Origin of the sequence: [Empedobacter] haloabium (assembly GCA_008011715.2) — a bacterium.
GTDB classification, from domain to species: domain Bacteria; phylum Pseudomonadota; class Gammaproteobacteria; order Burkholderiales; family Burkholderiaceae_D; genus Rugamonas; species Rugamonas haloabia.
The window spans coordinates 2475334-2493448 of record CP136508.1; the positions used below are offsets into that span (position 1 = coordinate 2475334).

At 72.5% G+C, this 18115-nt stretch carries 16 protein-coding genes; 10 read left to right on the plus strand and 6 right to left on the minus strand.

Annotated elements, in window-relative coordinates:
- Window positions 1–6: 6 nt before the first annotated feature.
- Window positions 7–489, plus strand: a complete 483-nt coding sequence (locus E7V67_010840; GenBank protein WUR15567.1) for a chemotaxis protein CheW — start codon at window positions 7–9, stop codon at window positions 487–489.
- Window positions 490–537: 48 nt separating this feature from the next.
- On the opposite strand, the gene E7V67_010845 is transcribed toward E7V67_010840, so the two are convergent.
- The 3 genes from E7V67_010845 to E7V67_010855 all read right to left on the minus strand — a co-directional run bounded on the left by E7V67_010845 (window position 538) and on the right by E7V67_010855 (window position 2122).
- The gene (locus E7V67_010845; protein ID WUR15568.1) at window positions 538–1038 is read right to left on the minus strand and encodes a ribonuclease HI family protein; all 501 of its coding nucleotides are present in this window, start codon (window positions 1036–1038) and stop codon (window positions 538–540) included.
- A gap of 125 nt (window positions 1039–1163) precedes the next feature.
- On the minus strand, window positions 1164–1769 hold the full coding sequence (locus E7V67_010850) for a YXWGXW repeat-containing protein (protein ID WUR15569.1): 606 nt from the start codon (window positions 1767–1769) through the stop codon (window positions 1164–1166).
- 116 nt (window positions 1770–1885) lie between these two features.
- On the minus strand, window positions 1886–2122 hold the full coding sequence (locus E7V67_010855) for a hypothetical protein (protein WUR15570.1): 237 nt from the start codon (window positions 2120–2122) through the stop codon (window positions 1886–1888).
- Window positions 2123–2277: 155 nt separating this feature from the next.
- On the opposite strand from E7V67_010855, the gene E7V67_010860 reads away from it, so the two are divergent.
- The 7 genes from E7V67_010860 (at window position 2278) to E7V67_010890 (ending at window position 13987) form a co-directional block, all read left to right on the plus strand.
- The gene (locus E7V67_010860) at window positions 2278–5385 is read left to right on the plus strand and encodes a penicillin-binding transpeptidase domain-containing protein (GenBank protein WUR15571.1); all 3108 of its coding nucleotides are present in this window, start codon (window positions 2278–2280) and stop codon (window positions 5383–5385) included.
- Between the two features lie 80 nt (window positions 5386–5465).
- Window positions 5466–6626: a hypothetical protein gene (locus E7V67_010865; GenBank protein ID WUR15572.1), complete on the plus strand. Its 1161-nt coding sequence runs from the start codon at window positions 5466–5468 to the stop codon at window positions 6624–6626.
- A 1-nt stretch (window position 6627) separates the two neighbouring features.
- Complete coding sequence (locus tag E7V67_010870; GenBank protein WUR15573.1) at window positions 6628–7188, plus strand: hypothetical protein; 561 nt, start codon at window positions 6628–6630, stop codon at window positions 7186–7188.
- A 7-nt stretch (window positions 7189–7195) separates the two neighbouring features.
- Window positions 7196–8254, plus strand: a complete 1059-nt coding sequence (locus tag E7V67_010875; protein ID WUR15574.1) for a hypothetical protein — start codon at window positions 7196–7198, stop codon at window positions 8252–8254.
- The gene (locus tag E7V67_010880) at window positions 8251–9279 is read left to right on the plus strand and encodes a hypothetical protein (protein WUR15575.1); all 1029 of its coding nucleotides are present in this window, start codon (window positions 8251–8253) and stop codon (window positions 9277–9279) included. The genes E7V67_010875 and E7V67_010880 overlap by 4 nt, the downstream gene beginning before the upstream one ends.
- A gap of 58 nt (window positions 9280–9337) precedes the next feature.
- Window positions 9338–11608: a hypothetical protein gene (locus E7V67_010885; protein ID WUR15576.1), complete on the plus strand. Its 2271-nt coding sequence runs from the start codon at window positions 9338–9340 to the stop codon at window positions 11606–11608.
- 9 nt (window positions 11609–11617) lie between these two features.
- Window positions 11618–13987 carry an SUMF1/EgtB/PvdO family nonheme iron enzyme gene (locus tag E7V67_010890; protein WUR15577.1) on the plus strand — a complete coding sequence of 790 codons (2370 nt, stop codon included), beginning with the start codon at window positions 11618–11620 and terminating at the stop codon, window positions 13985–13987.
- 79 nt (window positions 13988–14066) lie between these two features.
- Here E7V67_010890 and E7V67_010895 read toward each other — a convergent pair whose 3' ends face one another.
- Window positions 14067–14399, minus strand: coding sequence for an SMR family transporter (locus E7V67_010895; GenBank protein ID WUR15578.1), 333 nt, complete (start codon window positions 14397–14399; stop codon window positions 14067–14069).
- A 136-nt stretch (window positions 14400–14535) separates the two neighbouring features.
- Here E7V67_010895 and E7V67_010900 point away from each other — a divergent pair, with 136 nt between their 5' ends.
- Together E7V67_010900 and E7V67_010905 are read left to right on the plus strand one after the other, a co-directional pair.
- Complete coding sequence (locus tag E7V67_010900; protein ID WUR15579.1) at window positions 14536–14952, plus strand: OsmC family protein; 417 nt, start codon at window positions 14536–14538, stop codon at window positions 14950–14952.
- Window positions 14949–15839 (plus strand): pirin family protein, encoded by an 891-nt coding sequence (locus E7V67_010905; protein ID WUR15580.1) that lies wholly within the window; start codon window positions 14949–14951, stop codon window positions 15837–15839. Before E7V67_010900 ends, E7V67_010905 begins: the two co-directional genes overlap by 4 nt.
- 98 nt (window positions 15840–15937) lie before the next feature.
- On the opposite strand, the gene E7V67_010910 is transcribed toward E7V67_010905, so the two are convergent.
- Together E7V67_010910 and E7V67_010915 are read right to left on the minus strand one after the other, a co-directional pair.
- Window positions 15938–17497: an FHA domain-containing protein gene (locus tag E7V67_010910; GenBank protein ID WUR15581.1), complete on the minus strand. Its 1560-nt coding sequence runs from the start codon at window positions 17495–17497 to the stop codon at window positions 15938–15940.
- Window positions 17498–17657: 160 nt separating this feature from the next.
- Complete coding sequence (locus E7V67_010915) at window positions 17658–18113, minus strand: SH3 domain-containing protein (GenBank protein WUR15582.1); 456 nt, start codon at window positions 18111–18113, stop codon at window positions 17658–17660.
- Window positions 18114–18115: the final 2 nt, after the last annotated feature.

Here is an 18115-nt window from a genome sequence, read left to right on the forward strand (position 1 = left end):
GCCGCCATGTCCCATACCGAAACCGCCACGCCAACGTTGCCGTCCGAATACCTCGCCTTCACCCTTGGCAAGGAAGAATATGGCATCGACATCCAGAAGGTCAGCGAGATCCGCAGCTACGAGAACCCGACCCGGATCGCCAGCGCGCCCGAGTTCGTCAAGGGCGTGATCAACCTGCGCGGCATCATCGTGCCGATCGTCGACATGCGCATCCGCTTCGCGCTGGGGGCGCCCGACTACGGTCCGTTCACCGTCGTCATCATCCTCAATATCGGCACCCGTGTGGTCGGCATGGTGGTCGATGCCGTATCGGATGTGACGACATTGACGCCGGACCAGATCAAGTCGGCGCCGGACATGGGCTCGACGCTGAACACGGAGCACATCGTCGGCCTGGGCACGGTGGAAGAGCGCATGCTGATCCTGGTCGACATCGACAAGCTGATGTCGAGCGAGGAGATGGGCCTGATCGAGCGGCTCGCCGCCTGAGCGGGAGCGCTGCACGGCAGGGGGCAGCCTGTCGTGCAGCGCTCCCGCTCAGGCGCCGGACCGCTCGGGCGCAGCCACGCTGATGCCGTCCAGCGCCCGCTGCGACAACCGGTCCGCGTCGCCGTTGCGATGGCGCGGTACCCAGCGCAGCGCCACCTCCCCGATCCGCACCAGCAGCGCCGTCGCCACCGCCCGGTGGTGCGCCAGGCTGACCGCCGCGGCGCCGGCCGGCAGCAGCATGTCGTGCACGACGACCTGGCTGTCGCCATACACCGCCAGCGGCGCCAGTCCGCGCGCCGCGGCTTCCTCCAGCAATCCGATCAAGGCCAGGTATTCGGCATCGGCGCTGCTGCCTTCGCCGGCGCGGCGGCTGATTTCGATCCGCTCGCCATCGGGCCCGAGCAGCAGGGCGCCGATGCCGATGCGGCCCGGATTGGGCGTGGCGGAGCCGTCGAACCAGGCCTGCCACTGGCCTGGCGCGGGCGGCACGGCGCGGCGCGCCAGGCGGGCGGCGGCGGCCAGGGCTTGCAGGGCGGCTTTGCGGGACAAGGGGGCGGGCAGTGCGAAAGCCGGCAACGCGGCGGCAGGGAGGTCGGGCACGGACATCGGGCAGGCAAAGCGACGATTGTACGCAAGAAGGGCCATCCGTGGATGGCCCTGGTGATGCGGGTCGCTCAGTTGCGGTAGGGATTGCCTGGCCGGTAGTCATACCGGTTCGGCACCCCGTCGCCATCGCGGTCGCGGTCATAGCGGTTCGGCACGCCGTCGTGATCCTGGTCGCGGCCGCCGCGCTCGCGCCAGCCGTTGTGTTCCCAATGGCGGCGCGGGGCATGGTCCCAGCCGCTGTGCCAGCGCCGGTCGTAGCGGCCGTCGTGGCGATCGTAGCGATTCGGCACGCCGTCGCCGTCGCGGTCGCGGTCATAGCGGTTCGGCACGCCATCGTGGTCCATGTCGCCGCGCGGGCTCCGGCGGTTCCAGCGTGCTTCCTCGTAAGCCCAGCCGCCATGCCGCTCGACCCAGCGCGGTCCCACGTAAGCATAGCCGGCCCGTTCGCGCACCCAGTTGCCGCCATGCCAGATGTGGCGGCGGCCGTCCCAGCCCCAGTAGCCGGGCGCCCACACATAGCCGGCGCGCTCGTATGGCACCACTTCGTAGCGCACCGGTGGCGGCGGGGTGCCGATGATCAGGTTGACGTCCACCTGGGCCATCGCCTGCGTCGGCAGCAATGCGGCCGAGCCGGTGGCCAGGAGGGCGGCTGCAAGGATGGTTGGCTTGATCATGATGTTCTCTCCGTGTTCGTGGCGGCGCTCTGTTGCTGGCCCGATGAAGCCACTATAGCGCGCCACGTGGAGGAACATTGCGCCTGATTCAGTTTTTTACAAATGCGCGAGATTTGTCACAGCGCCGGCTTGTCCGGCGCTGCCTGGGCCTTCTCGTCCGCGCTGAGGCGCTTGCCGCGCACGATGACGACCGGTACCGACGGCACGCTCACCAGCTGACTGACGCGGTGCGGTTCCGCCCGGGGCGCCTGGTCGGGATGGGTGAGCCCCAGGAAGGGGGCGGCGGCGGCCACCGCGACGGCCAGCACGACGGTGCCGACAAACACAGCTTCCGCATTACGCACGACGTTCATGATGATTCCTTTCCAGAGAAAAAGTGCCCTTCATCGTGCCGGAGCGGGCGCATCGCGGCTTGTGCCAGGTCATTGCAATCCTGTATGTGCGGGGAAACAACGCCGTTTTGTCACGCCCCCCGCTAGCACCCGGCAGTACAGCTTGCGAGACCGCCATGTCACCTTTCCTCCTGCCGTTGCAGCGCCTGTCGGCCGCATGGTCGGCGCACCGCCGCGCCTGGCGCCGTGCCGCCAACCTGCGCCGGGCCGCGCCGCGCGGACGCTGGCGTGCCCTCGGCCTGCCGCTGGCTGCGATCCTGCTGGCCATGACGGGCGCCGCGCTGATCGGGGGACATGCGCGCCGCCTGGGCGACGCGGTGCCGCAGCCAGGGCACGCCGTGAGCGCATTGCAGCCCTATGTCCCGGGCGCCGCCTTTACCGTGCCGGCCGCCGGGGTGCGGCTGCTGGCGCGCAGCGAGGGCGCGCTGGCGATCGTGGCGGGCATGCGCGCCGCGCCGCCGGTGCGCGTGGACCTGTGCCGCCAGCTGCGCGATCCCGGCCGCGGCGACGCGCTGGTGCCGCTGCGGCTGGGCTACCGCGCCGGTGACGTGCGGCGCTGGGCCGCCGGCCCCGCGTCGGCCCCACGCAACGTGGTATTGGTGCCGGACGGCATGCCGCGCCTGGAGCTCAGCGGCAGCGCGACGGGCGACTTCGACGGCGCGCCCTTGCGGCTGTCGTGGCAGGGCACGGCGGTGGCGCACTGGCTGGGCGACGGCGCCGTGGTGACCGGGCCGGCCGGGCAGGGCGGGCTGGCGCGCCAGGGCTGGCTGGCCTGGCCCGGCGGCGCGCTGAGCATCGAGCGCCGTGCCAGCGCCACCTGCCCGGCGGCCGGCGAACTGCTGCTGCGGGCCTGGCAGCCGGATCAGCGCAGCGAGCGTGCCGCGGTGACGGCGTTCGGCGCCGGCGGCAGCATGACACTGGCGCTGCCGCCGGGCGACTACCGGGTCCCGGGCGCCCTGCCCGCCGCCCTGGAGGACGCCGCGCTGTTCGAAGCGCTGCGCCAGGCCGGCCTGTTGCGCCTGTCGCGCGACGGCGCCATCGGGCTGGCACCGCCCGACCTGGCCGCGTGGCAGGCCGCGCCGCCCGCCGCGCGTGCCGCCGCGTTGCCGGAATGGGCCGAGGTACGGATCGACGACGACAGCCGCAAGCTGCTGCGGCGGCTGTACCGCCAGGCCGATGGCGCCTACCTGCGGCGCCAGGTGGAGCTGTACAACAGCGAACGCAGCCTGCTGGCCTGGCGCGTGCCGGAGGGCGACGACGCGACCTGGCAGGCCAGCGGCGCGACCGGCCCGCTGGCGCCGATGGCCGCGTTGCCGCCGGCGGCGGCCCGGCTGTTCGAGACGCTGCCGCAGGGCTGGCGCCCGTGGGCACGGGTGGGGCGCTGGCCCGCCGGCGAGCAGGCGGTGCGGCTGACGTGGCTGCCGGGCCGTCCCGCTGGCGGGAGCGAGCGGGTACGCCTGATGGTGGCCGGGCGGGTGACGAGTGTCGCCGGCGCGGCCGTCGAGACGCGGCCCGCCTGCGACGGCCGCGCCTGTGGTGCCCGTGACGACGTGGTGGAGCTCGCATTGCGGCCGCATCCGGGCGTGCGCGCCGTCGTCGTCACCGCGCGGCCGCTGGCCACCGCACGGCTGCAGCGGCCCGGCGAGCGGCGCTACCGCCACCTGCGCGTCGTCGCCGGGCGCATCGAATGGCAGGCGCTCGGGCCGGCGGCGCCGTTGCCGGCCACGCCGCCCGCCGGGCCCGTGACGATCGCCGACCGTCACGGCACGCCGCTGTGGGCGGACGGCCAGCCGACCCGGGCCGCCGTGCGCGCGGGCCTGGCCACGCTGGTGGGCCTGCGGGCGGAACAGGACAGCGGGGTGGCGGGCCAGCTGCTGCGCGCCGGCGCCGGCACCACGGGCGCACGCCTGACGGTGGACCTGCCGCTGCAGGCGCTGGCCAGCGACGTGCTGGACTGCGTCGGCATGCGGCGCGGCGCGTGGGATGGCCGCCGCTGCGCCGGCGGTACGGCGCCGCCGGCCGGGCGCGAGGCCGGCGTCGTGCTGCTCGACAGCGAGAACGGCGACATCCTGGCCGCGGCCGGCGTCGGCAACGGCCGGGCCGAAGGCGCCGACTGGGCCGAGCTGCGCGATTTCGACCGTGCCGACCCCGCGCGCAGCCCGCTGCGCCTGCCCGCGCTGCAGCACGACGGCGGCGCCCGGCGCAGCCCCGGGTCCACGTTCAAGATCGTCAGCGCGCTCGGCCTGGAGATGGCCGCGCGCGACGATGCACGCCTGGACGACCTGCTGGGCGGCGCGCCACTGGCCCGGCTCGACGCCCTGGCGCAGCAGCGCGGCTTCGATTTCGCCACGAGCGCCGCCACCTATCCCGTCCATGCGGACGTGCACGTGACGAACTACCGCGAGCTGGGGCTGGGCAGCCGGGTGCAGGACGGGCGCCTGGGCCTGGCGCAGGCGCTGACGTACAGCCTGAACACGTGGTTCGCGTGGACCGGCGAACTGTCCGACGCCACGCTGTTCGGCCGGCCCGACGGCGGCGTGCCGGCCGCGCAGGCCCTGCAGCCGGGCGCGCTGGACGAGGTGCGGCCGATCCTGGCCGCGGCGCGCCGCCTCGGCTTCGAACAGCCGCTGCGGCTGGACGGCGGCCTGCTGCCGGCCGACTTCGACTGGCGCCAGTACGACGCCTTGCAGGCCACGCCGGCGCGGTTCGATCCGATCCGCAGCCGCCACGAGTTGCGCCAGATGAGCATCGGCCTGCGCATGCAGGCGACGCCGCTGCAGATGGCGCTGGCGGCGGGCGCCATCGGCCAGGGTGCGACGGTGGCGCCGCGGCTGCTGGCGCAGCTGGACGGGCGCCCGGCCCGCGCCGCGCCGGCACAGCCGCTGGACGTGCGGCTCGACCGCATCCGCGCCGGCATGAAGGGCGTGATCGAGCGCGGTACCGCCGCCGCCGCCTTCCGCTGCGCCGGCTGTGCGGCCCTGCGAGCGGGCCTGTACGGCAAAACCGGCACGGCGCCCGTGGCGATGGATGCCACCGTCTGGTTTACCGGCTGGCTGGAACCCGGCACGCTGCCGGGCCAGCGCCACCGGCTGGCGTTCGCCGTCTTCGTCAGCCGCTCGGAGGCGGGCGGTGGCGATCATGCGGCGCCGGTGATCGCCGCGCTGCTGTCAACGCTGGCAAGCCGTCAAACAGAGGGCGAAATGGCCATGTTAATCGGGCAATGAGGTCGCGCCGTTCGTGGCATGATGAGCATGCGGTTGCCGCCGGCGTTCCGGCGGCCCGCGTCACGAAGGAACGGGACAGCATGCGCTTGCCAGGAACGCGCTATCAGGAACACGGCTGGGAAGACGTGCGCAAGCTGCTGGGCGCCGGCTCGCTGGCGGCGCTGCGCGCCTGCGACCTGGACGCAGTGCTGGCACCGGCCCGGCACGCGGCGCTGCTGGACGACTATACGGACGCGCTGGCACCCCTGCTGCACGCCGCCGGCCGCGCCGCCCGCCTGCCGGGCAACAGCTACGGCGACAGCGTGGGCGCGCTGGCCATGACGCTGCTGTGCGAGCTGCAGGCGCGCCCGGCGTTCTGGCTGGCGTTCGCCACCGGCCTGGCCGGCGAGCACGCGAAGCAGGGGCCGTTCTGGCGCGCCGCCGCTGGCGATGCGCTGCTGCGCAAGAAGGTCAACGACATGTACGCCACCCTGCGCGACCAGGTCGATGCCGACAACTACCAGGCCGCCACCGGCCAGCCCTGTTCGGCCAACCGCATCTACACCTACCGCATGCTGGACACGGCCTGGCGCGCGATCGAACAGGTGTTTGCCGGCTGGCCCGGCACTGCCGCCCAGGTGGCCGCCATCCTGGACCGCCCCGCCGATGCCATGCCGATCGAACTGCGCCAGCTGACGTCGGCCGCGCGCTGCCGGCCCGAATGGGTGATCCGCTGGAGCGAGTCGCTGGAGCGTTTCGGTGGCAGCCCGGGGCCGCTGCACACGCGCTCGAAGCGCTTCGCCAGCCTGCGCAACCAGCCGGAGCGCATCGGCGCGCTGCTGCTCGAGATCGGCGAGTACGAGGCGCTCAGTGCGAATGCCGACGGCGCGGCCTGGCTGCACGACGCGCAGGCGGCCGCGGACTGGCTGGAGGACCTGGACCGGGTCGGCGCCGAATCGGCCCGCGCGGCCGGCGCTGGCGTGGACGCCGTTTGCCCCGCCCCCCGCCATGACACCGTGACGGCGGCGCTGGCCGCGCTCGCGGCCGAGGCGCTGCCGGTGCGGCAGGCGGTCTGCCTGAAACTGCTGGGGCCCGACGACGACAGCTATCCGGACGACTGGCGCACGGGCCCGGGCGCCGGCCTGCCCACGCTGGAGCAGCTGGCGGCGCTGGGCGGCATGTCGGTGCCGACCCTGCGCAAGCGCCGCAACGCGGCGATCGACCGGCTGGTCGGGATGGTCCCGGCCGCCCAAGGAGAATAATGTGACGAAAGACGATATGGTGCAGGCCAGGCTGCGCGAACGGCTGCTGCTGGCCGCGGCGGCGCACGACAGCCTGGTGCTGGCGGACGCCACGCTGCGCGCGGCACTGGACGGCAGCCGGCCCTTGCGCCCGGGCGAACTGGCCGCGCTGCAAGGCTCGCCATTGACGCTGCGGCGCTTCCGCCACCTGGCGCTGGCGCGGCGCCAGGCGCTGGCGCCGCGCTGGGCGGGCAGCACCGGGATGCTGCGCGCGGCCGACAGCGGCGGCGCGCCGGCGCGGCTGGTCACGGACGACGGCCACTGGACGCTGCATTTCGTGGCCCAGGACGGTCACTGGCAGGTCATCCTGCAGCTGGACCCGGGCGCGCCATTCGCTGCGGCGCTGCTGCGCGACGCCCCGCCGCTGCGGGTGACGGACGGCGCCGGCAACACGCTGCTGCAGGGCCGCCTGGACGCGGACGGCGAATGCGAGGCGCCGTGGCCGGGCGCGCTGGCGCCGGCGGCGCACCTGCAGGCGCATGGCGCGGCGTTCACGGTCGCGCCGGCGGCCGGCCAGCCGTGAGGCGCCAATGAATTGGTTCGGCCGATCCGCCGCGCTGCCCGACGCCGGCCTGCTGGGGCAGGCGTTGATGGCGCTGCGCTGCGACGACAGGCCCGTGCCGCCCGGGACTACCGTGACCGTGCTGGGCGCGGACGGCCGCGCGCGCCGCCCCCTGGTCCGCCCGGGAGCGCCCGTCACGTGCGGCGCCGGCGAAATCGCCTGGTGCTGGCACGCCGGCCCGTATGCGATGGATCTGGTGCCGTTCGCCGCCGCGCCCGAGGTCGGCCTGCGCCTGCAGGGCATGGTGGCCGGCGCCGATGCGGTGCCGGGCGGCGAGCGCTTCGAGCTGCTGCTGGCGGCCGAGGCGCCGCCGGAGCGATTGACGGTGGCCGCGTTCGCGCTGCTGGTGCAGGGTGCGTTGCGCGGCGCGTTGGCGCAGGGCCTGCTCGAGCTGCCGCCCGGCACGTCGCTGGAAGAGTGGCACGCGTTTCGCGCCGGCGTCAACGAACTCCTGTACACCCGCTTCGGCCTGATCGTCACCGACTGCCTGCCGGTGGACCTGGGCGACATCGTCGACTATGCGGCCGTGCTGCGCGCCCGGGCCGCGCGGCTCGAGCCTGTCGAGGTGCCGGCCGCGGCGCCGGCCAGTCCGGTTGCCGTCGCGGCCGGCACGCCGCCCGACGACGCGCAGGCGCTGCGCCGGCTGTTCCTGGAACTGCCGGCGCTGGCCGCGCAACTGCGCGTGCTGCCGCTGCCGGCCGGCGCTTTCGGCGCGCACCGCGCGCTGCTGCAACAACTGGCGCTGGCGGCGCTGCAGGTCAACACCATGCCGGCCCTGGGGCTGGCGGCGCCTGGTCAGCCGCTGCCAGCGGCCGGCCAGCGCGGCCGGGCGGGCGCCAGCGCGGCGGCCGTGGCGGCACTGGACGACGCCTGGAGCGTGCTGGCGCGCATGAAGCAGGACGGTTTCGCCGCGCTGCACGACGAGGCCGAACGGGTGCTGGCCAACCTGGCGCAGCATCTGGCGCGGCGCCGCTCGGGCGAGCATGCGGCCGAACCGGTCGCGCAACGCAGGGAGCCCACGCTGTGACGCCCGTCGTCGCCCACTGCCGTACCTTGCTGGCCGACGGCACCATGCTGACGGTAACCGCCACGCGCCGGCCGCGTGCCGGCCGCGCCGACGTCAAGTGCGCCGTGCCGGATGCCGCGCGGCTGGCCGAACGGATGGCCGAGGTGGTGCGACTGGCGCGGCTGACCGAAGCGCGCCTGGACGCGCGCGACCAGGTGGTGCTCAGCGTTGACGGCACGCCCGCCGCGGGAGAGCGCAACTGGGAGCTGGCCGCCGTGCTGGCCGACCGGCTCGTGCGCGGCGCCTGGCAGGCGGCGGATGTCCCGCTGGCGCTGGGCTGGTCCGACGCGTGGCAGCTGGGCCGGATCGACGGCCACGCGCCGCCGCCGGCGCTGCCGGCTGACGCGTTGCTGGGCGGCGCGCCGCGCGCGGGCGCGGTGGCGGCCGGTTACCTGCCGCACCTGGGCGCGCTGACGGGGCATGCCGACCCCGGCGCCGCCGTGTCGGCGGTGCGCGCCTGGTTCCCGCTGCACAGCGGCGGCGGCAACGACAGCCTGGCCTGGGTCGAAGTCGGCGTGTTTCCCCATCCGGCGGACGCAACGACGGACGAGGAAGACACGATCGCAGTGCCGGGCACCGACGCGGCGCTGCAGCAGGCCGTGCGCGCCGTGCTGGCGGGGGCGCGCCATTTCGACGGCCGCGGCCTGGGCCGCTGGCGCAGCGTCGTGCGCTTCAGCGAGGCGCGCTTCCAGGGCGATTCCTACCAGCTGGCGCTGGTCATGGCCGACCGGCTGGCGCGCGGCCGCGAGTTCGTGCCGCGCGGCCGGTTAATCGCCACGGGCAGCTCGACGGCGTGGCATGCCGGGCAGGTGGAGGGCGTGGCGGGACTGGCGGCCAAGACGCAACTGATCCTGGCCGAAGCGGCACCGGGCGACCGCGTGCTGCTGCCGGCGGCGTGGCAGGACGGGCTGCCGCCGGGTTTCGCGGCGGCGCTGCACGCGCGCGGCGCCAGCCTGGCGTGCATCGACCGGATAGGGCTCATCTGAATCGTGCGCCTGTTAAAATCGCACGGCAGGCCGTGTACAAAAAAGCAAGGAGTCTGACATGTTCAAGATGTTTGGTGCCGGTGGCGCCCGCTGCCCGCGCTGCGGGCAGAAAAGCGGCGGCGCGGACGGCTATTGCGGCGGCTGCGGCCTGTCGCTGGGCGCGCCGCGCAGCGCACCCGTGCTGCAGGAAAACCGCTGGATTCCGGCGCCAGACGAGCTGGCGGTGTACTTCGGCGTGCGCCAGCTGTCCGGCATCTTCAGCAAGACCTTGCGCGTGCCGGCCACCACCCGTGCCTATATATTGCAGGGCGAGACGGCCACCGAGGTCACGCAGGGCGAATACGAGCTGGAAGGCTTCTTCCAGCGCCTGAACAACCTGCTGCGCGACCAGCATGCGGAAATCCTGATCACCCGTACCACGCCACTGCCGGTGGCGTTCGCATTCGACGACCTGGCCACCAGCGAACACCTGCGGATCGCGGCCCGCTTCACGGTCGGCATCAAGGTCGAGCAGGTGGCCGCGTTCGGCCAGCATTTCATGACGGCGCCCGGCACCGTCACCACGCGCCACCTGGAAGAGCTCTTGGCGCCGATGGTGCGCCAGATCGCCGCCGAATTCGTCGGCGCCCGTTCGCTGCGCGAGATGCACGCCAATCCGGACCTGCGCCTGCAACTGGACGAACGCCTGCAGGCCGCGCTGAAGCTGCGCCTGGCCGACTTCGGCCTGGCCGCCGTGCAGGTCGAGACCCTGGCCCTGCGGCACGACAAGTTCGACGCCAACCGCGCCCGCGTGGGCAGCCTGTGGCTGGTGGCGGACGAGCGCCACGCCGCGCTGGAACACGTCAAGCACCTGGATCAGCTGTACGACGAGGAGGAATGGCAGGCCATCTGGCGCGAGGAGCAGAAGGCGCGCAGCGCCTACCGCCGCGTCGAGCTGCGCCAGGATGCCACGGTGGACCAGGCCGAGCTGGCGCTGCGCCAGGCCGAACGGCTGCAGGCGATCCGCGCGCGCGAAATCGACCTGTACGCCCGCGTCGCCGAAGCGGATACGCGCCAGCATGCGCTCGAGAAGGGCGCCGGCGCCACTGTCGCCGAGCTGGAACACGAGCTGGCCGGCAAGGCGGCCGAGTGGGCGCACGTGCGCCAGCTGGCCCAGATCCGCCTGCGCACCGAGCTGGAGGTGGCGCAGCAGGCCGCCGTGGAGGAGCGCGCGTTCGCGCGCCAGCGCTTCACCCACCGGCTGCACCTGCAGCAGATCCGCAACCAGATGGAGCAGGCGCTGGCGATCGAGGACGAGACGGCGCGGCGCGCGCAGGCGAAGCGCCTGCAGCAGGCCGAGCTGGACGCACAGCGGCGCGAGGCCGAGATCGAGGCGGAGCATCACCAGGCGCGCTTCCAGGGCGTGGCGCTGGCCAATGCGGCGCGCCGGCGCGAGGCGGAACGGGTGCAGGAATGGGAAGAGGCCCAGCACCTGGCGCGCCAGCGCGAACTGGCGCGCGGCGAGGGTGACAAGGATGCAGCGGCGCAGGCGCGGCTGGACGAACTGCGCCGCGGCGGCGCCTCGGCCGAGGCCCTGGCCCAGCACGAGAAGCTGCTGCGCACGATCGAGGCCGACGGCGCCCAGCAGCGCCAGGCCCAGGCCATCGCCATCGAGGCGGAAGAACAACGCCTGGCGCTGAAGCTGCGCGAGCGCGAGGCCCAGTGGCAGCAGGAGCTGCGCCGCATCGAGCACGAACGGGACGAGCGCTATGCGCGCTGGAAGCTCGATTACGACACGCTGGCCGCGCAGCAGAACCACGCGGCGGAGCTGGCGCGCATCGAGATCGAGCGCATCCAGGCCGTCGGCACGCTGTCGGACACCGGCAAGATCGCGCTGGCCGACACGCCCAACGCGCAGGCGCTGGCGCAGCTGATGAAAACGCAGGCCCATGCCGGCATGAGCGCGGAACAGTTGCAGGCGCTGGCCGGCGTGGTGGCGGCCGAGAACAGCATCAGCCAGCTCGATGCCATGCGGCTGGCGCAACAGGGCATCGGCGACGAACGGGCGCGCGCCGATGCGCAGCAGGACAAGGACCGCCAGCACCAGCTGGAGCTGCTGAAGCTGCAGAACGCCACGCATGCGAATGCGCTGGCGGCGCAGATGCAGCTGGGCGTGGGCGTGGCGCAGGCCGGGGCGCCGGTACATCACCATCATGCGCCATCCCCGGTCCCGATCCCGGTCCCGGTGCCGCCGCTGGCGTCGCGCGTGTGCGTCAACGGCCACCCGGTCCCGGCCGACCGTCCGGACGCGAAGTTCTGCGCCGAGTGCGGCGCGCCGCTGCAGCGCTAGAAGGAAGCGATGCAGACAGCCAGAGAAAAGATCCGCGAGCTGCGCGCGCTGCACGAGGACGGCCTGCTCAGCCAGGACGAATTCGACCGCCGCAAGAACGCCATCCTGGATGCCGAATACGCGCCGCCGGGCGCGACGGCGCCGCCGCTGGCACCGCGCCAGGGCACCGAGCTGGGGCTGATGGTGGGCCAGGAGATCGGTCCGCAGCACCGGCGCTACCGCCTAGAACGCCTGATCGGCATGGGCGGCATGGGCCAGGTGTGGCAAGCCACCGACCTGGCCACGCACGCGGAGCTGGGGCACAGCGAGATCGTCGCGGTGAAGATCCTGCCGCCGCAGTTGACGCAGAGCCCGGTGCACGCGCGCCTGCTGGTGGAAGAGGCCACGCAGGCGCGCCGCCTCGCCCACGACAATATCGTGCGCGTCTACGAATGGGCCCAGGACCCCGCCACGTCCAGCTACTTCATCATCATGGAATGCCTGGAAGGCGAGGACCTGGATGCCTGGCTGGCGCGCAACGGCCGGGCCGACCTGGCGGCCGTCGAACGCATCCTGCGGCCCGTCGCGGCGGCGTTGCAGTACGCGTGGGAACGGCACCAGCTGGTGCACCGCGACCTGAAGCCCGGCAACGTATTCCTGACGGCGGCGGGCCACGTCAAATTGCTCGATTTCGGCATCGCCGCGCAGGCGCGCGACGCCGCGTCCAGGCCCGGCAGCATGGGCGAGCGCATGCCGAATGCCGGCACGGCGGGCTACCGGGCGCCGGAGGCGGGCACGCACCGCGGCCAGCCCTCGCCCAAACTGGACGTGTACGCCGTGGCCGTCATGATCTACCAGTTGCTGGCTGGCGCCATGCCGTTCGACGACAGTCGTTCCGCCCGGATCGCGCCCGTTGCGCCACCCGGGCTGAACGAGGCCCAGTGGGCCGTGCTGCAGCAGGGTTTCGCCTTCGACCAGGACGAGCGCTTCGCCTCCGTGGCGGCGCTGCTCGACGCGCTGCTGCGCGCGGCCGGCCCCAGCGCCGCCGAACTGGCCGAGCGGGAACGCCTGCGCGCCCAGGCCGAGGCGGAACAGGCGCGCGCGCTGGCCGAGGCCGAGCAGGCCGCCCGCCAGGTGCAGGCCGAGCGACCGGCGCCGCCGCCGCCCGTCGATGCCAGGGAGCTGGAGCGGCAGCGCGCGGCCGAGGCGGCGGAACTGCGCCGCCTCGAACTGCAGCGCCAGATGGAGCTGGCGGCGCGGCGCAAGGCCGAGGCGCAGGCCGCCGCGCTGGAAAAGCTGAAGCAGGACCAGGTCCGGCGCGCGCTGGAGAAGCAGCGCCGCCTGGAGGCGGAGGCGCAGGCGGCCGAGCGCAAGGAAAGACTGCGCCAGCAATTGCTGGCGCGGCGCGAGGCCGACGCGCAGAAGGCGCGCCAGGCGGAAGAGGAAAAGCAGCGCAAGGCCGCGCAGCTGAAGGCGGAAGCGGCGTACCGCGCCGAGCAGGAACGGCACCGGCGCGAACAGGCCGCGCGCCACGCGGCCGAACTGGCGGCCCAGTTGCCGACGCCGGGCAGCCCCGTCGCCGACCCCAGCGGCGTGCTGCGCGACCCGTTCGTCGACGGCAGCGGCAACGGGCCGGACCTGGTGCTGATCCCGACCGGCCGCTTCGAGATGGGCGCGCACGAGTACGAGCATGCGCAGGCGCTCAAGGCCGGGGCGCAGCGCGCCTGGCTGGAGCGCGAGAAGCCGCCGCACTGGGTGGGCATCGAACGCTCGTTCGCGCTGGGGCGCTATCCCGTCACGGTGGGCGAATGGCGCCGCTTCGTGCGCGCCACCGGCTGGCAGCCCAAGCTGGACTTCGACTGGGAGCACCCGGGCTTCCGCCAGGACGACGACCATCCCGTCGTCGGCATCAGCTGGTACGACGCGCAGGATTACCTGAACTGGCTGTGCGTGATGACGGGCCAGGTGTACCGGTTGCCCAGCGAAGCGGAGTGGGAGTATGCCTGCCGGGCGGGCAGCAAGACCGCGTTCAGCTTCGGCAACGAGATCGCGACGACGCAGGCCAACTACGACGGCAATTTCAACTATGGCGCCGGGGTCAAGGGCGAGGCGCGCGGCGGCACCACCAAGGTCGGCAGCTTCCCGCCCAATCCCTGGGGCCTGTACGACATGCACGGCAACGTGTGGGAATGGGTGCAGGACCCGGTGCACGACAACTACGCGGGCGCCCCGGTGGACGGCAGCGCCTGGGAGCAGGGCGGCGATCCGTCGCGGCGCGTACTGCGCGGCGGCGCCTGGCTGTACCAGCCGCGCTACCTGCGTTCGGCGGTGCGCAATGGCTATTCGGCGTTCCTGTCGAACGACGTCGTCGGGTTCCGCGTGGCGCGGCGGATTGGCTAGGCATCGCGGATGACCCCTGGTGACAGGCACCGATCTTCAGGTCGACAACCTGAAGATCGGTGCCTGTCACCGGTGTTTGCTAATGCGCCGCGGACTTCGAGAACAGGTTCATCACAACCACCCCGGCCACGATCAACGCGATCCCCAGCAGCGCCGGCGCGTCGAGCCTCTGTCCATACATGAACCACCCTGCCAGCGAGACCAGCACGATGCCCACGCCGGACCACACGGCATACGCGATGCCGACCGGGATCGTGCGCAAGGTCAGCGACAGGAAATAGAAGGCGATACCGTAGCCTACGACGACCGCGACCGAAGGCCACAGGCGCGAAAAGCCGGCACTAGCTTTCAGGGCCGAGGTGGCGATGGTTTCGGAAATGATGGCGATGGCCAGGAACAGCCAATTCTTCATGGTGACTCCGCTTGCAGGTGAACGAGGCCGCAGTATGCCAGAGCGCATGCCCCATTCGGCCGATAGGCGACCCGGACGGAAAAGGTGTAGATTGCGGCAAGGCCATCCCGGCCGCCACACGCTACGAGGAATCCCAATGTCGACACCGATCACCGTCATCCGCGACCCATCCCAGCCCATGCGCCACATCGTCCATGTGCGCAACCATATCGTCTCCACCGACGTCTCCGTCGAGGAAGGCGGCCTCGATGCCGGACCGTCGCCGCACGACCTGTACGATGCGGCGCTGTCGGCCTGCAAGGCGCTGACGGTGCTGTGGTACGCCAGGCGCAAGCACATCCCGGTCGAGGACGTGCGGGTCAGCACCGAACGTGACGACAGCGACGAGCGCAAAGGCACCTACCGTCTCGCCGCCACGCTGCACCTGACGGGCGACCTGAGCGCGACACAGCGCGAGGAACTGCTGGGCGTGGCACAGAAGTGCCCGGTACACAAGCTGATGACGAGCGTGACCACCGAGGTGACGACGCGGCTGGCGGGGGAGGCGGCATGAGCGTCGCGCAACTGCTGAAGGGGCACGACAAGGACCTGGGCGGCGGCTTCGTCGTGCGGCGCTACCTGCCCGCGGCCGTCAAGCAGGCGGTGGGGCCGTTCATCTTCTTCGACCACTTCGGTCCCATCGACGTGGCGCCGGACGCCGACCACGACGTGCGCCCGCACCCGCACATCGGCCTGGCGACTGTCACCTACCTGTTCGAGGGCGCGATGGACCACCGCGACAGCATCGGCACGTTCCAGCGCATCGAGCCGGGCGCCATCAACTGGATGACGGCCGGGCGCGGCATCGTCCACTCCGAGCGCACCCCGCGCGACCTCGTCGGCCGCCCCCATCGTACCCACGGCCTGCAACTGTGGGCTGCGCTGCCGCAGGCGCACGAGGAGGACCCGCCGTCGTTCTCGCACACCCCAAGCGCCGCGATTCCCGAGCTGACGGTGGACGGTGCGACGGTGCGCGTGCTGATCGGCCGCGCCTATGGCCAGGTCTCGCCGGTGCCGACCTTCATGGAGACCTTGTACCTGGACGTGCAACTGCCGGCCGGGCGCGAGCTGGTGCTGGCCGACCTGCCGGCCGAGGCGGCGATCTATCCCGTCGCCGGCAGCCTGCTGCTGGACGATGCGCCGCTGGCAGCGCACCTGATGGCGCTGCTGGACACGGCGGCGCCGCAGCGGGTGCGGGCGCAGGAAGACGCGCGCTTCGTCGTCATCGGCGGCGCGGCGCTGGACGGCCGGCGCTTCCTGTTCTGGAATTTCGTGTCGTCTTCAAAAGAACGGCTGCTACGCGCGGCGGAGGATTGGGAGGCACAACGCTTCGACCCGGTGCCGGGCGAGACGGAGTTCATTGCGTTGCCGAAGAAGCCGGCGGGTGGAACGTATTTGTGAAGAGGGTCTGCCCCCATCGGGGGACCGACCCTGAAGTGGGGCGTTTCCGGTACGCTGGCAAACCTCAGGGTCAGTCCCGCAGGGACAGACCCAAGCCCTTACACGTGGTCGGCTTCGGCCGGCGCCGCCGTCTCGGTGTCATGCGCGAGCGCGCCGGTGCGGATGATCCAGCTCTCGGGATAAGCGTCGCTGGCGAAGCGCGTGTGCGGCATCACGCGCGACAGCTTGTCCGCCTGCACGGTCGGTGCCAGCGCGGTTTCCTTGCCGGTCACGGCGTCCAGGTGCCAGAAGCCGCCGTCCAGGTGGAACAGCAGGGGCAGCGCGGCGGCGGCCGGCGCCGTCTGCGCACGGCGCAGCGGATAGCCGGGGTGGGTGTCCGGTGCCAGCACGATGAAGCACTCGGCGCGCGCGCCATCGTCGATGCGGTGCAGGATGACGCCGTGCGGCAGCAGGCCCGTCACCTCCAGCACGGCGATGCCCTTGATGCTGGCGGACAGCTCGATGCGCATGCCCAGGCGCAGCGGCACGGGCTTGTGCTTGCCGGGCCAGACGCCGTCCAGCAGCAGGCCGTAGCGCGACACGTCCTCGATCTCGAAACCGTGCGAGCCGCGGCGGATGACGGCGTGGCGGCCTGACAGGCGCCGCGTCAGGCCGGCCGTGTCGATGCCGTCCGGCGTGTAGTGGTGCAGCAGCGCGTGCGCTTCCGGATCGAGCAGCTCGAAGCGGCCGAACACGCATTCGTCCAGCGCGAACAGGCGCACGTGACGCTGCGTGCCCGCTTCCGGCGCCGCGTTGACGAAGCTGGCCGCGCGGCTCGGATGCGGGTGGGCAGGGCCCGTGCGCGGCATGTCGATCTCGATCAGGTCCTCGTCCCAGGCGATGGTCGTGAAGCCCAGGTCGACCTTGCCGGCCGGTGCGGACAGGTCCACGTGGGCGATGCCCGCGTTGCGCGCGGTGACGTCGATGTCCATGCTGTCGCCACCCTGGCCCGAGACGCGCGCGATCGATGCGTCGTCCGCCATCACGCGCACGTTCTTGTGGGTGGACAGGAAGATGCGGTGGATCTCGGTCAGGCTGGCATCCAGGCGCGGCACCAGGATGATGAAAGTGCATTCCCACTTGCGCGCCGGCTGGCCCGGCAGCTGCGACAGGATCTGGGTGGTGATCTGGTACTGGCCGTGCTCGCGGTCGCGCGACGAGAACTCGACGAACACGGGGCACCAATCGCCATCCACGGAGCGGACGAACTGCTGGCGCGACGCGCCGTTCGGAATCAGTTCGGAAGTCAGTTGCAGCGCCAGTCGCGGTGCGCAGTCGCCCGGCATGCCGCGCAGTTCCATCTTCAGGGTCTGGCGGCCGCCGGCGGCACGCGGGTCGAAGCCGCTGATGCGCAGTTGCGGGCGCACGCGGATCGGTGCCGCCAGGCGTTCGTACGACGGTTCGGCTTCCTGGACCTGCGCCGGCGCGACCACACTGGCTTGCGGCGCGCGCTGGTTGCGCACGGCGCTCAGCAGGCCGTAGCTCTGTCCCATCGTTTGCCCCGGCGTGTCCGCGCCCGCGGCCGGCGCGGGTTGCGCATGGCCGCCTTCGCAGACGAGCTGGCCCGGCGCGACCCAGAAGGTGCAGTGCGGGTGATCGGTGTTACGGCATTTGTTCATGGGTTCGCCACAGGAGGGATAGGCGAACTTTACGCGCTTTTACGGTCCGTTGGCAATCGGGCTTTAGCCCGAACAGGGGGGTGTTTTGCCCTGTATTCAAGGGCTTTCCTGAAAGCCTGAACTTGCTGGCAAGTTTCGATGTCGCGCCGCTAACAGTGTGTCACGGTTCGGTGGCCTGGCGTAACCAAAGGCTGCTCGCCCAGCCCAGCCGCTGGGGCGCCGCGCCATAGCGGATGCGCCACCAGTCGCCGTCGCGCTCGCCGGTCGGCGTGACGAGCGCGCCGGCCGCGATCACCGTCACGCGTGCCGCGCCGACACCTGCCTGGGCGCGCACGTTGAGATCGCGATGGACGCGATAAGCTTGTCCCGCCGCTAACGTTCGTGGCGGCTCGACCACGGCATCGGGGGCCGCAATGAGCGGCGCCAGCGGCAGCGCCGCCAGCAGCAACGCGCCAAGGGCCCAGGTACCGCCGCCCAGCACGGCGGCGCCGCGCGCGGTCGGCCGGCGCCACCAGTGGCGCGGCGTCAGGGCGGCCGCCAGCGCCAGCGTCAGCGCCAGTGCCAGCAGGTAGGCCGGCGCGCCATGGCCGGCATGCAGCGTCTCGGCAAGCGTCATCG